This window comes from Amycolatopsis sp. NPDC101161 (assembly GCF_044768185.1).
GTDB lineage: Bacteria > Actinomycetota > Actinomycetes > Mycobacteriales > Pseudonocardiaceae > Amycolatopsis.
Map to the genome: position 1 here is coordinate 1,333,636 of NZ_JBIWPI010000002.1, position 12,916 is coordinate 1,346,551.

Below are 12,916 nucleotides of genomic sequence, written 5' to 3' on the forward strand. Positions count from 1 at the left end.
GGCTACGCGAAACTCGGGTCGCAGGCCTGCCAGAACTGCGCCCCCAGGCGCGAGATGTGGATCGTCCGCCGGACGTACTTCGCGCGTTTGACGTGCTTCTCAGCGTCGCGCACGGTTTCGTCGGTCAGCAGGATCTCGTACTGCGTCTCCAGCGACGGCACCTCTTCGTCGAGGTCGACCAGGCCGAGCCCGATCAGCCGCGTCACGTACCCGGGCACCTGGTCGGGCAGCGAGACGCCGGCCGCCTTGCCGACCGTCGAGGCGTTGCGCAGCGCGACCCGGCCCGTGCCGCCGATGCCGGTCCGCTCGACGACGTCGACCGCGGGGAACGGCGAGCCGTCCGACAGCGCGGACAGGATGCGTGCCTCGTCGGGCGTCAGCTGGCGCAGGATGATCGCGTAGAAGTACTCGCGGGCGCGCTCACGGCCGAAGCCGATGGAGTGGTTGAGCAGCTCGGCCATCGCGGCGCGCAGCGGCTCGGCGTGGTTGTCGCGCGCGGGCACGAGCGTGACGCTGGCTTCGACCTTCCCGGGCACCGCCGGGCGGTTCATCGCCGACGCCGCGGTCAGCGCCGCGTGGTACGGGTCGTCGACCTCGTCGAGCCGGCGCCGCAGCTCGGCCAGCAGCTGGTGCTCCACCTGCCGCACCGTCCGTTCGGCGGTCTCGACGCCGGGGAGCTTGCGCCCGAGCGCGAAGCTGGTGCGCGCGGCCCAGCCCGCCAGCTGCCCGGCGCGGCGGGCGAGGTCGGCCACCTCGTCGCCGGTGCCCCGGCCGTTCGGTCGCTCTGCGTTCACCGGCGGACTCCCCTCTGCGTACGGGCTGATGCTACCTGCGGGTAGGCCGAACAGCGGTGTGACGACCGGCATTATGTGCGACATGAGTCCGACGCGCTGGGGCCCGCCGATCGACGTCCTCCCGTACTTCTCGAAAGAGGAGCAGGCGCTGATGACGCTGCTCGGCGCGCTGACCGACGAAGACTGGACGCGCCCGACGATGTGCGCGGGCTGGACGGTCAAGGACGTCGCCGCCCACCTGCTGGGCGACAAGGTCGGCCGGCTGTCCCGCGGCCGCGACGGGCACGCCGCGCAAGCCCCCCGTCCGGGGGAGGCCTTCCCGCGGTTCATCGACCGGCTCAACGAGGAGTGGGTCGTCGCGTGCCGCCGGCTCTCGACGGACGTGCTGCTCACGATGATGTACGAGTTCATGGGCCAGACGACGGAGTACTGGGCGAAGCTCGATCTCGACGTCGAAGGCGAGCCGGTGAGCTGGGCGGGCGACGAGCCGGCGCCGCGCTGGCTGGACGCGGCCCGCGACTATTCGGAGTTCTGGGTCCACCACGTCCAGATCCGCGAGGCCCTGGAGCACACGCCGCTGGAAGCCGAGTACGCCGAGCCGATCGCCGACACGTTCGTCCGCGCGCTGCCGCACACCCTGCGCGACGTCGACGCGCGCGTCGGCAAGCAGGTCGGCTACACGGTAACCGGCGCCGGCAAGTGGTACGCGCGCCGCGAGCGCGACGGCTGGACGCTCGACCGCGGCGCCCCGCCGTCGCGCACCCCGCTGGCCACCGTGACGACCGACCTGGACACGTTCTGGCGGCTCTGCACGAGGAACGCCGCCGACCTCGGCCGCGTCCGGACCACCGGGGACGAAAACGTTTGCGCGCAGGTCCTGACGATGACGTCGATCATCGTCTGAGGCTCAGCGGCGGCGCGCCTGCTTCCGCAGCTGCAGGATCCGGGCGCCGCCGATCAGCGCGACCAGCGCCGCGCCGCCGATGGCCGAGAACAGCATCGCGATGGCCAGCGGCAGGCTGCCCTCGGCGCCGAAGAAGTGCACGGTCACCGAGTCCAGGTTCTGCAGGATGAAGATCAGCAGCACGATCAGCACGACCAGGCCGGCGATGACCGCGACCCAGGTGCCGCTGATCCGCGTCGGCCGCGGCTTCCTGGCCGCGGGCCTGCTGGGTGCCGGCCGGACCGGCGTGACCTCCTCGGCGCCGGGCCGGACGTCGCCCGCCCGCAGCTCGGCGGGTTCGAGCGCACCCTCGGGCACCTCGTTCTCACCCAGCTGATGGCGGCCGCTTCCGGGCAGGTCGTGGCTGGTGGGGCCGGTGGGGCGGTCGGCCGCGCCCCCGCGCGCGTGCGTCATGTGCCCAGTGTCCGTCCGGCACGCGGGGAGCGCCGTGCCAAACCCCCTAACGGGCGAAGCCGTCGACCTCCCGCAGTACGCGGAGCGTGTTCTTGCCGGCCAGCTTCGCGCAGTCTTCCTCACTCCACCCGCGCTCGAGCAGAGCCGCGAACAACACCGGGTACTTGGACGTGTCCTCCAGGCCCTCCGGCAGCGTGCCGACGCCGTCGTAGTCGCCGCCGAGGCCGATGTGGTCGATCCCGGCGACCTCGCGGGCGTGCTCGACGTGCGCGACGACGTCCTCGACGGTGGCCTTCGGCTTGACCGGGCCGTCCCACTCCTTCACGAACTCGCCGCGCTGGGCGAGGTTGCGGTACTCCTGGCCGGCGGCCTCCATCGCGGCCTTCAGCTCCTGGTCCCACGCGCTGACCTTCGGCGAGATGAACGCCGGCACGAACGTGGTCATCGCGACGCCGCCGTTGCCGGGCAGCAGCGCGAGGACGTCGTCGGGGATGTTGCGCGGGTGGTCGTTGACCGCGAGGCACGAGGAGTGGCTGAAGATCACCGGCACCGAGCTGACCTCGATCGCCGCGCGCATGGTCGTCGGCGCGACGTGCGAGAGGTCGACCATCATGCCGATCTTGTTCATCTCGCGCACGACGTCGCGGCCGAACTCGGTGAGCCCGCCGTGGGCCGGCTCGTCGGTGCCCGAGTCGGCCCAGGTGGTGTTGAAGTTGTGCGTCAGCGTCATGTACCGGACGCCGAGGCGGCGCAGGATCCGCAGCACGCCGAGCGACTCGGCGATGCTGTGCCCGCCTTCGGCGCCGAGCAGCGACGCGATCCGGCCGTCGGCGAACGCGGCCTCGGCCTCGTCGGCGGTGTCGACCAGCCGGAGCCGGTCGGGGTAGCGCTCGGCCAGCTGGTGGACGACCTCGATCTGCTCCAGCACGGCGGTCACCGCGCTGTGGCCCTCGAACTCACACGGCACGTACACCGACCAGAACTGCATGCCGAGCTTCCCGTCGGCGAGCTTCGGGAAGTCGGTGTGCAGAGCGGGCTGCCGGACGGTCAGGTCGAGCGACGCGACCGCCTCGACCGGGTTCGGGCCGCCGTGCTGGCGCAGCTCCCACGGGAGGTCGTTGTGCCCGTCGGCGAGGATGACGGCGTCCAGCAGTTTCGTAGCACGCTGTAGTGCCTCGTTAGTCATCGCCCGATCGTAGGGCGGCCCGATATACGCTCCGTACAAACGTCAGCTCATGATCCACTTCGCGGCCGCGCGGACACCGTCGAGCGTGATCTGGTGGCCTCCGGGGTGGCGCTGCGTGAGGACGTCGGCACCGCGCTCGCGCAGCAGCCGGATCAGCTCCTCGGTCGACGCCAGCGGCGCCATCGGGTCGCGTTCGCCGTTGGCCAGGAAGACCCTCGTGGCGGAAAGGTCCAGCTCCGGAGGCGAAGGCACCGGTGACATCGCCGCGAACAACGCGGCTTCACGGACGACCTCCGGCCGCAGCAGCGTCACCGCCGCCGCGATGTTGGCGCCGTTCGAGAACCCGACGGCGACGAGCCGCCGGTCACCGAGGCCGTACTTCTCGCGGGCTTCGACGACGAAGTCCGCGAGCTCGTTCGCGCGCTTGACGACGTCCTCGTGGTCGAAGACGCCCTCGGCGAGCCGCCGGAACCAGCGCGCGGCGCCGTGTTCGGACACCGGGCCGGCCGGGGCCAGCACAGCCGAGTCCGGGCTCAGCTCGCGCGCCAGGCCGAGCAGGTCGTCCGGGCCGCCGCCGGTGCCGTGCAGCAGGAGCAGCAGCGGCGCGTCCGGCGAGCCTTCGACGTACTTGTGCTCGAGCGTCATGACAGCTCCGGGTTGTTCTCGGCGGGGAGGTTGAGCACGGGGAGCATGTGCTGGATCTCTTCGCGGCGCGGCTCCAGCCACGGCGGCAGCTTGAGCGCGCGGCCCAGCTCCAGCAGCGGCTCGTCGATCGCGAAGCCCGGCTCGTCGGTCGCGACTTCCAGGAGCGTGCCGCCCGGCTCGCGGAAGTAGATCGAGCGGAAGTACTGGCGGTCCAGGATGGACGTGACGTGCACGCCCTGGTCGACGAGCTCTTCGCGCCAGGTCTTCTGGGTTTCCTCGTCCGGCGCGCGCCAGGCGACGTGGTGCACGGTGCCCGCGGCGACCAGCCCGCGCGGCGCGTCCGGCGTCACGAGGACGTCGACCAGCGCGCCCGGCCCGCCTTCACCGGCGGCGAAGCGCAGGCGGTTGCTGTCCTGGTTGGCGAAGGTGAGGCCGAGGCCGTCGGTGAGCATGCCGGCGGTGGCGTCCTCTTTGGTCACCGACAGCGTCACCGAGTGCAAGCCGCGGACGGCGTGTTGGGCCGGGACCAGCTCGGTGTCCCAGGGGTCGCGCGGGTCGCCCTGCGGGTGCGCGACCAGGGCGAGCTTCAGGCCGTCGGGGTCGCGGAACGTGAGCGTCTCTTCGTCGTCGGCGTTGCGGACCTGCCCGGTCTCGACGCCGTTGGCGGCCAGGTGCTGCTTCCACCAGCCGAGGGACGCTTCGGGGATGGAGAACGACGTGGTCGTCGCCTGCCCGGTGCCGTGGCGGCCGCTCGGCGCGTCGGGCCACGGGAAGAAGGTCATCAGCGAGCCCGGCTTGCCGGAGCTGTCGCCGTAGTAGAGGTGGTAGGTGCCCGGGTCGTCGAAGTTCACGGTGGTCTTCACCAGCCGCAGGCCCAGGGTCCGCAGGTAGAAGTCGGCGTTGCGCTGCGGGTCGCCGCCGATCGCGGTGACGTGGTGCAGGCCGGACGTCTTGATCGACATGGTTGCCTCCTGTTGCCAAGGTAACCGCAGAACCTCTCGCGCGCAAGATATATTCCGTGCAGACTTTCGGGTAGGCTGGCGCGGTGGATCCGAAGACCGACGACGACGAGATCGTCACGTGGTGGGGCCTGGTGATCGAGGGCTACCTGGCCACGCAGGACAAGCTGCTGGGCGAGATCGCCGACCGCCTCGGCCTCGCGCCGGCGTCGTTCGACATCCTGCTGCGCCTGGTCCGCTCGCCCGAGCACCGGATGCCGATGACCAAGCTGGCCACCGAGGCCGCGCTGTCCAGCGGCGGTTTCACGAAGGTGGCCGACCGCCTGGTCGCGGCGGACCTGATCTGCCGCGTCCCGAGCCCGGACGACCGCCGCGTCACGTTCGCGGCGCTGACCGACCACGGGCTGGACATGGCGAACAAGGCCCGGTCCGCGGCGGCGGAGATCCTGCGCCGCATCGTGCTGACCCCGCTGGGTGACGACGCCGAGGGACTCGCGGAAGCCATGCGGACACTGCGCGCGTTCAACGCCTGACGTTGAAAAAGCTTCGCTGGTCAGCCGTTTCGGCAGCGCGCACGATGGGTCCATGCTGACCGAATCGACGATCACGACGATGCTCCCGGTGACCGACAGCGAACGCGCCGGCCACTTCTACGCGGACTCCCTGGGCCTGAAGCAGTCGGGGAAGGGCGAAGACGGAACGCTGTACTTCGCGGCGGGCGCGGGCGCGATCGGCCTCCGCGAGATGCCGGCGGGCGCGCAGAGCGAAAACACGGCACTGAGCTTCGAGGTTTCGGACCTCCCGGCCGAGATCAAAGCCTTGGAGGACCGCGGGGTGCGGTTCCAGGACTTCGAGATGGAGGGCCTGAAGACGGTGGCCCACATCGCCGAGCTGGGCAACGAGCGGGCGGCGTGGTTCAACGACTCCGAGGGCAATGTGCTTTGCCTGCACCAGGTGCTCGGCTGAGCCTCTGGGGGCGTGGGGGTGCCGGAGTGTCACCGGCACCCCCGCGTGCGAACCTCAGGCGAGCGACGGCATCAGCTTGATCGCGTTGCCCGACAGCACCCCGGTCAGCACGTCCTCCGGCAACCCCAGCCCGAGCAACGTCCGGACGTTCGCCGCCACCGACGGCACGCCGGGCCAGTCCGTCCCGAACACGAACTTGCCCGCCAACCGGGCGAAGTCGAACCGCTGGTAGTACTCGGGCAGCTTCTTCGGCGGCAACCCGGCCAAGTCGAGCCACACGTTCTCACGCGCCAACGCGAGGAACGCCGCCACGTCGTACCACCATCCGCGACCGCCGTGGGCGAAGACGAACTGCAGCGACGGGAAGTCTTCGACCACATCGGACATCAGCTCGGGATTCCCGAAACTCGTGCGAGCCCCGGGAAAGCTCGACGTTCCCGAGTGGAGGATCACCGGCACCCCGCGCTCCGCGCACAACGAGTAGACCGGGTACAGCTCCTTGTCCGCCGGCGAAAACGCGCCGTGCACCGGGTGGATCTTCAGCGCCACCGCGCCCAGGTCCAGCTGCCGCGCCACCTCCGCCGCCGGCGGGTGGTGCAGGTACGGGTTGACGTTCGCCACCAGCCGGAAGCGCGTCGGGTTGTGAGAAACCAGCGGCAGGTTGTCCTCGATGGACTGGATCCCCGTCGCCCGCGGGCTGTACTCGCAGAACAGCAGCACCCGGTCGACGCCCTCGGACTCCATCAGCTCGTCCATCGCCGACGGGACCACCGAGCCGTCGGAGGAGTACACCGAACGCCACGGGTAAGAACCCGCGAAGTCGTGCGCCCACTGGAGCCAGGCGGGTTTGAGCGTCGGCAAGCGCGGTGTGTGGACGTGCGCGTCGACCACGAAGTACCCGTCGATCACGGACTGGGCACCACCCGCAGCACGTCGCGGACCTGCTCGCGGATCACGTTGCGGCGGATCTTGCCCGTCGCCGTCTTCGGCAGTTCCGCCAGTTCGATCACTCCTCGCGGGCGCTTGAACGCCGCGAGGCCCTCGCGGCAGAACTCGATCAGCTCGTCCGGGTCCACCGTAACCCCGGGCGCGGCGACCACGCACGCCACCGGCTTGTCGAGCCCGTCGGCGTCCGGCGCGGCGACCACCGCCACCTCGGCCACCGCGGGGTGCAGGCGCAGCCGTTCCTCCACTTCGGACGGTGACACCCAGATCCCGCCCGCCTTCAGCATGTCGCCGAACCGGCCCAGGCAGGTGAACGTGCCGTCCTCGTTGCGCACGTAGCTGTCGCCGGTCCGCAGCCACTCGCCCTGGAACACCAGCTTCGTCGCGTCGTACCGGGCCCAGTAGCCGGTCGCCGTCGACGGGCCGGCCACGAACAGCTCACCCGGCTTGCCCGCCGCGTCGATCACCGCGCCGGCCTCGTCGCGGATCTGCAGGGAGTACCCCGGCACCGCGACGCCGGTGGTGCCCGGCCGCACCGCGCCGGGCCGGTTCGACAGGAAGATGTGCAACGCCTCGGTCGAGCCGATGCCGTCCAGGATCTCCAGGCCGAAGCGGGCGCGGAACCGTTCGAACAGCGACGCGGGCAGCGGCTCGCCCGCCGAAACCGCGTGCCGCACCGAGGCGAACGAGTCGTCCGGGACGTCGCTGGCGAGCAGCGCCGCGTAGAACGTCGGGACGGCGAAGAACAACGACGGCCGCTCCTCGCGCGCGCGTCTGGCGAACAACGCCGGCGTCGGACGCGACGGCTCGAGCAGCGTCGTCCCGCCCGCGCCCAGCGGGAAGAAGCACGAATTGCCCAGCCCGTAGGCGAAGAAGAGCTTCGGCACGGACAGGAACCGGTCGACCGGCGTCGTCGCCAGCACGCCGCGCGCGTACGTCTCGCACACCGCGCGGATGCTCGCGTGCCGGTGCATCGCGCCCTTCGGCTGTCCCGTCGTCCCGGACGTGTACAGCCACAACGCGGGCGAGTCCTCCCACGTCCGTCCACTTCGGAACGAGCCGGCCAGCGACGACCACCCGTGCGTCCGGACGCCGAACCCCGCCGCGTCCGCCCGGTCCAGCACGACGTCGGTGACCTCGGGCGCGAAGCCCAGCGCCGTCACGGCCTGCTCGGCGAACTCACCGGACACGCACAGCACGCGCGCGCGGGAGTCGGCCAGCACCTGGCCGAGCTCGAGCCCGGTGACCATCGTCGACACGGGTACGGCGACCGCGCCGGCGAGCATCGCGCCGAGGATGCCGGTGAGCAGCTCGACGTCGTCGACCATGCAGAACATGACGCGCTCTTCGGGCCGCACGCCGAGCTCGACGAGCCCGCCCGCGACGCGGCGGGACTCCTCGGCCAGCTCGGCGTAGGTGAGGGTGCGGCGGGGCGACACGACCGCGGTCGCGTCCGGGTGCCCGGCCGAAAGCAGGTACTCCGCGGCGTTGAACGCTGTCGCCACCAGACCTCCTACGTGAGGTACACGTACTCGTAGTCGAAGGGCTTCCCGTTGATGCCCTGCCGCGGCGGGGCCACCCAGCTCGCGATCTTCCCCCGCTCGTACACCGGGTGCATCAGCGAGCGGACGAACGCGAGGTCCTCGGTGGTGGGCAGCCACTTGCGTTTGCCGGCCTCCCAGGTCGCCTCGTCGACGATGGTGCCGTCGGGAGTGACGTGGTGGCCGGAGTTTATGCCGACTTCGCGGTTGAAGCCAGGGTGCGGCAACCGGAACACGTGGTCGATGCCGGCCTCGGAGAGGATCTTGTTCCAGCGGTTGACGCCGGTCTGGCAGTCGGCCACGTACTCGCTGCGCAGGTCGAGGTTGAGCAACAGGATCGCCTGCAGCTCCTCGGACGTCCACGTGCCGTCGGCGGCCGGCTTCTCCAGCGTGCGGGCGTCGTCGGTGAGCTTGTGGTCGTCCTTGCGGCGGGTCTCCTGCCAGCGGCCCTTGAGCCCGGCGGTGTAGTAGTTCGCCGCGTTCGTCGACGTCTCGCTGCCGAACAGGTCGAGGGACACGGTGTAGTGGAAGTTGATGTACTTCTGGATGACGTCGAGCGGGATCCCGCCGTGCGGGCCGATGTCGAGCGTGTCGTGCTCGCGGATCAGCTCGGCGCTGCGGATCACCACGCGGTCGACGCCGGTGGTGCCGACCATCATGTGGTGCGCCTCTTCCTTCAGCATGAACTCGCACGTGCGCGAGAGCGGGTCGAAGGAGGACTCCTTGAGCGTGCCGAGCTGGTACTTCCCGTCGCGGTCGGTGAAGTAGGTGAACATGTAGAAGGCCAGCCAGTCGGCGGTTTCCTCGTTGAACGCGCCGAGGATGCGGGGCGCGTCGGGGCTACCCGAGTTGCGCAGCAACAGCCCTTCGGCCTCGTCGCGGCCTTCGCGGCCGAAGTAGGCGTGCAGCAGGTACACCATCGCCCACAGGTGCCGGCCCTCTTCGACGTTGACCTGGAACAGGTTGCGCAGGTCGTAGAGGCTCGGCGCGGTGAGCCCGAGGAGCTTCTGCTGCTCGACGGACGCGGGTTCGGTGTCGCCCTGGATGACGATCAGCCGCTGCAGGTCGGCGCGGTACTCGCCGGGCACCTGCTGCCAGACCGGCTCGCCCTGGTGCTCCCCGAAGGCGATCCGCCGGTCCGGGTCGCGCTCGGCGAGGAAGATGCCCCAGCGGTAGTCCGGCACGTTGACGTGGTCGAAGTGCGCCCACCCCTCGCGGCCGACGCTGACGGCGGTGCGCAGGTAGACGCCCTGGGTCTCCAGCGTCGGGCCCATCTCGCCCCACCAGTGCATGAACTTCGGCTGCCAGCCCTCCAGCGCGCGTTGCAGCCGCCGATCCTCGGAGAGGTTGACGTTGTTCGGGATCTTGGCGTCGTAGTCGATCTTCTCGGGCATCTGCGCTAGACCCGCTTCCTGTCGAAGACGGCCTTCTGACCGGTACCGTAGCGGCGCAGCGCGCCCTCCGGCCCGGACGCGTTGGGCCGGGTGAAAATCCAGTTCTGCCAAGCCGCCAGCCGGCCGAAGATCTTGGTCTCGACGGTCTCGGGACCGACGAACCGGTGGTTGGCCTCCATCCCGGTGAGCGCGTCCGGCGACAGCGACGCCCGGCCTTCGAGCGCGATCCGGATCTCGTCCTCCCAGTCGAGGTCGTCCGGGGCGTCGGTGACCAGGCCGAGTTCGACGGCTTCGGCCGCGCTCAGCTCGTGGTCCTTCTCGCGCGCGAGCCAGGCGAGGTGGTCGTCGTCGCCGTAGAACCGGGTCTGCAGGCGGGTCAGGCCGTTGCCCATCGGGAAGGGGCCGAAGTTGGCTTCGGACAGCCTGATCGTGGCTCGTTCCTCGGAGTCTTCGTCGTCGATCGGCGGACCGTCGAGGATGTACTGGCGGTCGGCGGCCAGCGCGAGTTCGAGCAGCGACCCGGCGAAGCAGCTGCCGGGCTCGATCAGCGCGATCAGCGTGCGGCTGGTGACGTCGAGCCGCTTGAGCGTGCGCTTGAAGTACTGCGTGATCTCGTTGCCCAGCCAGTCCTTCGCGCCCAGCACGGCCTGTTCGTGCGCGAGCACCTTCTCCGGGTCGCCCTGCGTTTTCAGGATCCACGTGCCGGCTTCGACCTCGTTGGTGCGCAGCCGCAGGATGGCGTCGTCCAGCTCGCGGGTCATGGCGAGGAACCAGCCGTTCGCGCCTTCTTCGTGCAGGTCACCGGGGTCGTTCTCGGGCCCCTTGACGGTGATGGTGGCCTGGTCCTTCCCGACCTCGATGTCGACATAGCGATGTTCCAGCGGGGTCAGCTCGATGCCGCCCTCACCGGTCCGGTCGGACTCGCGCGCGATCTCCCGGGCCCGTTTCGCCACGGCCTCGCGGAACCCCTGGCGCGGCACCAGCTCGTCGACCAGCCGCCAGTCGACCGCCGTCTTGCCCTTGACGCCGTCGGGGCGCGTCGCGAAGACGTCGGCGAGGTCCTTGCGCACCCGCCGCTTGTCGACGACGCGGGTGAGACCGCCGGTGCCGGGCAGCACGCCGAGCAGCGGCACCTCGGGCAGCGCGACCGTCGAGGAGTTGTCGTCGATCAGGAGGATCTTGTCGCAGGCCAGCGCGATCTCGTAGCCGCCGCCGGCGCAGGTCCCGTTCACCGCGGCGATGTACGTCTGCCCGGAGTGCGCGGTCGCGTCCTCCATGCCGTTGCGGGTCTCGTTGGTGAACTTGCAGAAGTTCACCTTCCAGTGGTGCTCGGACGCGGCGAGCATCCGGATGTTCGCCCCGGCGCAGAAGACCTTGTCCTTCGCGCTGGTCACCACGACCACGCGGACCTCGGGGTGCTCGAACCGCAGCCGCTGGGTGGCGTCGTACAGCTCGATGTCGACGCCGAGGTCGTAGGAGTTGAGCTTGAGCTCGTAGCCCTCGACGAGCCCGCCCTGCTCGTCGACGTCCATTTCCAGCCACGCGACCTCCCCGTCGAACTGGAGGCGCCAATGGCGGTACTCGTCCGGACGACGGTCGAAGGTAACCGGTGTGGTGGTGGTCACTCACCCGATTGTCTACACAGGTCCGACGAACGTCAATGTTGTGTAGAAACTTGATCTCGCGAGGTCACCCGGTTGAGCACCGACCACGCCCACGTTACGAACACCCACAGGGCGAGCGCTGCCGCCGAGTCGGTGAAGATCGTGGCGAACCAGAAGGCCGGGATCCGCGGCACGCCGACCAGGAAGTGACCGGCGCTGGCCAGCCCGGACAGCGAGTAGACCAGCAGGAACGCGAGCGCGCGCGGGTAGCTGCCCCGCTCGTACGCGCGGTAGCCGAGCCAGCCGAACGCCGTGAACAACACCCAGCCGAAGGCCACGACGACCTGCGCGACCGGCACCGAGATCCCCGGGATCTGCGGGTAGTCCGCCGCGCGGATGACGTTGTGCGCATAGTGCAGCGTGGTGCTGAGCAGCGAGAAGCCGAGGATCACGCGAAGCGGCTTCAGCCCCTTCTCCTGCAGAACGTCCATCACGGGCCCCCTGTCCGACTTGATAGATCGCTCTAGCGACGGTACCGCTCGGCGGCCGCGCCGGGCAAGACGCGGCCGCCCGCGGTGTCTGTCACACCAGGTCGATGCGGTGCTGCGTCACCGGGTAGCCGGCCTTGGCGAACGCCTTGGCCATCGGGACGTTGCCGACGTCGGTGCCCGCGACGATCCGCTCCGCGCCGTACCCGACGAGGTCGTGCGTGGCCTCGACCAGCAGGTCGTAGGCGTAGCCCTTCCCCCGCTGCTCGGGCACCACGGCGATGTACCCGACGACCGGGTCGTACGCGTTGCGGCTGGGCAGCGTGAGCCCGACGAGCTCGCCTTCGGGCGTGTACGCCAGCCGCCACCAGTCCCGCGGCGCCGGCATCCACAGCATGATGTCGAGGTCCTCGCGGGCGGCCGCCTCGAGGCCGTGCTCCTCGACCGTCTTGCGGACGTGCGCGTCGAGGCTGCCGACGTGCACGCGCCGGAAGACGTCGAGGAAGACGTCGTCGTCCGGCTCGGGCCGGAACTCGAGCCGGCCCGGCTTCTCCGGCAGGCCGTTTTCCGGCGTCCAGCAGAACCGGTAGCGCTCGACGAGCTTGCGGTAGCCCGCCTTCTCGGCCGCGTCGACGCGGATGGCGACCTCGTGCGCGACGTCCGGGTCGTCCTGCCACGCGGGCGGCGTGGTCAGCGAGTACTCCGCGCGCAGCGGCGCGTTCTTCAGCAGCTCGACACCCGCGTCGAAGTCGGTGAAGTCGAACCAGTCGAGCGCGATCGGCGTCTCGTCCTTCGGCGTGCCCCACCAGGCGGCCCGCGCCACGACGACGTCGTCGCGCAGGGCGACCCAGACCCACTCGGGCCGGTACTCGCCCTTCGCCGCCACCTCGGTGAAGTCGTTGCCGAACAGCTTGCGGCCGACGAGACCGCGGTCGGGCAGGGAGGTGAACAGTGCTTCTTCGCCCGCTTCGAGCGGGCGGATGACCAGATCGGTCACGGGGGTCCTTCCAGGAGTACGCGCTCCCGGTCAGGTACCC

At 70.3% G+C, this 12,916-nt stretch carries 14 protein-coding genes; 3 read left to right on the forward strand and 11 right to left on the reverse strand.

What is annotated here, in order from left to right; genetic code table 11:
* Positions 1-2 precede the first annotated feature (2 nt).
* Complete coding sequence (locus tag ACIRSS_RS17545) at positions 3-794, reverse strand: Abi-alpha family protein (RefSeq protein WP_400895941.1); 792 nt, start codon at positions 792-794, stop codon at positions 3-5.
* 82 nt (positions 795-876) lie between these two features.
* On the opposite strand from ACIRSS_RS17545, the gene ACIRSS_RS17550 reads away from it, so the two are divergent.
* Positions 877-1,698, forward strand: coding sequence for a maleylpyruvate isomerase family mycothiol-dependent enzyme (locus ACIRSS_RS17550; RefSeq protein ID WP_400895944.1), 822 nt, complete (start codon positions 877-879; stop codon positions 1,696-1,698).
* Positions 1,699-1,701: 3 nt separating this feature from the next.
* Here the strand turns inward: ACIRSS_RS17550 and ACIRSS_RS17555 are convergent, their stop codons facing one another.
* From ACIRSS_RS17555 to ACIRSS_RS17570, 4 genes are read right to left on the reverse strand one after another with little or no spacing between them, the layout of a single operon-like run.
* Positions 1,702-2,151 carry a lipopolysaccharide assembly LapA domain-containing protein gene (locus ACIRSS_RS17555; RefSeq protein WP_400895947.1) on the reverse strand — a complete coding sequence of 150 codons (450 nt, stop codon included), beginning with the start codon at positions 2,149-2,151 and terminating at the stop codon, positions 1,702-1,704.
* Between the two features lie 46 nt (positions 2,152-2,197).
* A complete protein-coding gene (locus ACIRSS_RS17560; RefSeq protein ID WP_400895950.1) occupies positions 2,198-3,337 on the reverse strand; it encodes a dipeptidase in 1,140 nt (379 codons plus the stop codon).
* A 42-nt stretch (positions 3,338-3,379) separates the two neighbouring features.
* Positions 3,380-3,982, reverse strand: coding sequence for an alpha/beta hydrolase (locus tag ACIRSS_RS17565; protein WP_400895953.1), 603 nt, complete (start codon positions 3,980-3,982; stop codon positions 3,380-3,382).
* A complete protein-coding gene (locus ACIRSS_RS17570) occupies positions 3,979-4,944 on the reverse strand; it encodes a ring-cleaving dioxygenase (protein ID WP_400895955.1) in 966 nt (321 codons plus the stop codon). Before ACIRSS_RS17570 ends, ACIRSS_RS17565 begins: the two co-directional genes overlap by 4 nt.
* An 83-nt stretch (positions 4,945-5,027) precedes the next feature.
* Here ACIRSS_RS17570 and ACIRSS_RS17575 point away from each other — a divergent pair, with 83 nt between their 5' ends.
* A complete protein-coding gene (locus ACIRSS_RS17575) occupies positions 5,028-5,474 on the forward strand; it encodes a MarR family winged helix-turn-helix transcriptional regulator (protein ID WP_400895958.1) in 447 nt (148 codons plus the stop codon).
* Between the two features lie 52 nt (positions 5,475-5,526).
* On the forward strand, positions 5,527-5,907 hold the full coding sequence (locus tag ACIRSS_RS17580; RefSeq protein WP_400895961.1) for a VOC family protein: 381 nt from the start codon (positions 5,527-5,529) through the stop codon (positions 5,905-5,907).
* 54 nt (positions 5,908-5,961) lie between these two features.
* Here ACIRSS_RS17580 and ACIRSS_RS17585 read toward each other — a convergent pair whose 3' ends face one another.
* The 6 genes from ACIRSS_RS17585 to ACIRSS_RS17610 all read right to left on the reverse strand — a co-directional run bounded on the left by ACIRSS_RS17585 (position 5,962) and on the right by ACIRSS_RS17610 (position 12,876).
* Positions 5,962-6,816: an amidohydrolase family protein gene (locus tag ACIRSS_RS17585; protein WP_400895963.1), complete on the reverse strand. Its 855-nt coding sequence runs from the start codon at positions 6,814-6,816 to the stop codon at positions 5,962-5,964.
* The gene (locus tag ACIRSS_RS17590; protein WP_400895966.1) at positions 6,813-8,357 is read right to left on the reverse strand and encodes a benzoate-CoA ligase family protein; all 1,545 of its coding nucleotides are present in this window, start codon (positions 8,355-8,357) and stop codon (positions 6,813-6,815) included. Before ACIRSS_RS17590 ends, ACIRSS_RS17585 begins: the two co-directional genes overlap by 4 nt.
* A gap of 8 nt (positions 8,358-8,365) precedes the next feature.
* Complete coding sequence (gene boxB, locus ACIRSS_RS17595) at positions 8,366-9,787, reverse strand: benzoyl-CoA 2,3-epoxidase subunit BoxB (protein ID WP_400895969.1); 1,422 nt, start codon at positions 9,785-9,787, stop codon at positions 8,366-8,368.
* Between the two features lie 5 nt (positions 9,788-9,792).
* Entirely contained in the window at positions 9,793-11,412 is a 1,620-nt protein-coding gene (gene boxC / locus ACIRSS_RS17600; RefSeq protein WP_400895972.1) for a 2,3-epoxybenzoyl-CoA dihydrolase, read from the reverse strand.
* Positions 11,413-11,444: 32 nt separating this feature from the next.
* Positions 11,445-11,882, reverse strand: coding sequence for a hypothetical protein (locus tag ACIRSS_RS17605; protein ID WP_400895975.1), 438 nt, complete (start codon positions 11,880-11,882; stop codon positions 11,445-11,447).
* 91 nt (positions 11,883-11,973) lie between these two features.
* Positions 11,974-12,876 (reverse strand): GNAT family N-acetyltransferase, encoded by a 903-nt coding sequence (locus ACIRSS_RS17610; RefSeq protein ID WP_400895978.1) that lies wholly within the window; start codon positions 12,874-12,876, stop codon positions 11,974-11,976.
* Positions 12,877-12,916: the final 40 nt, after the last annotated feature.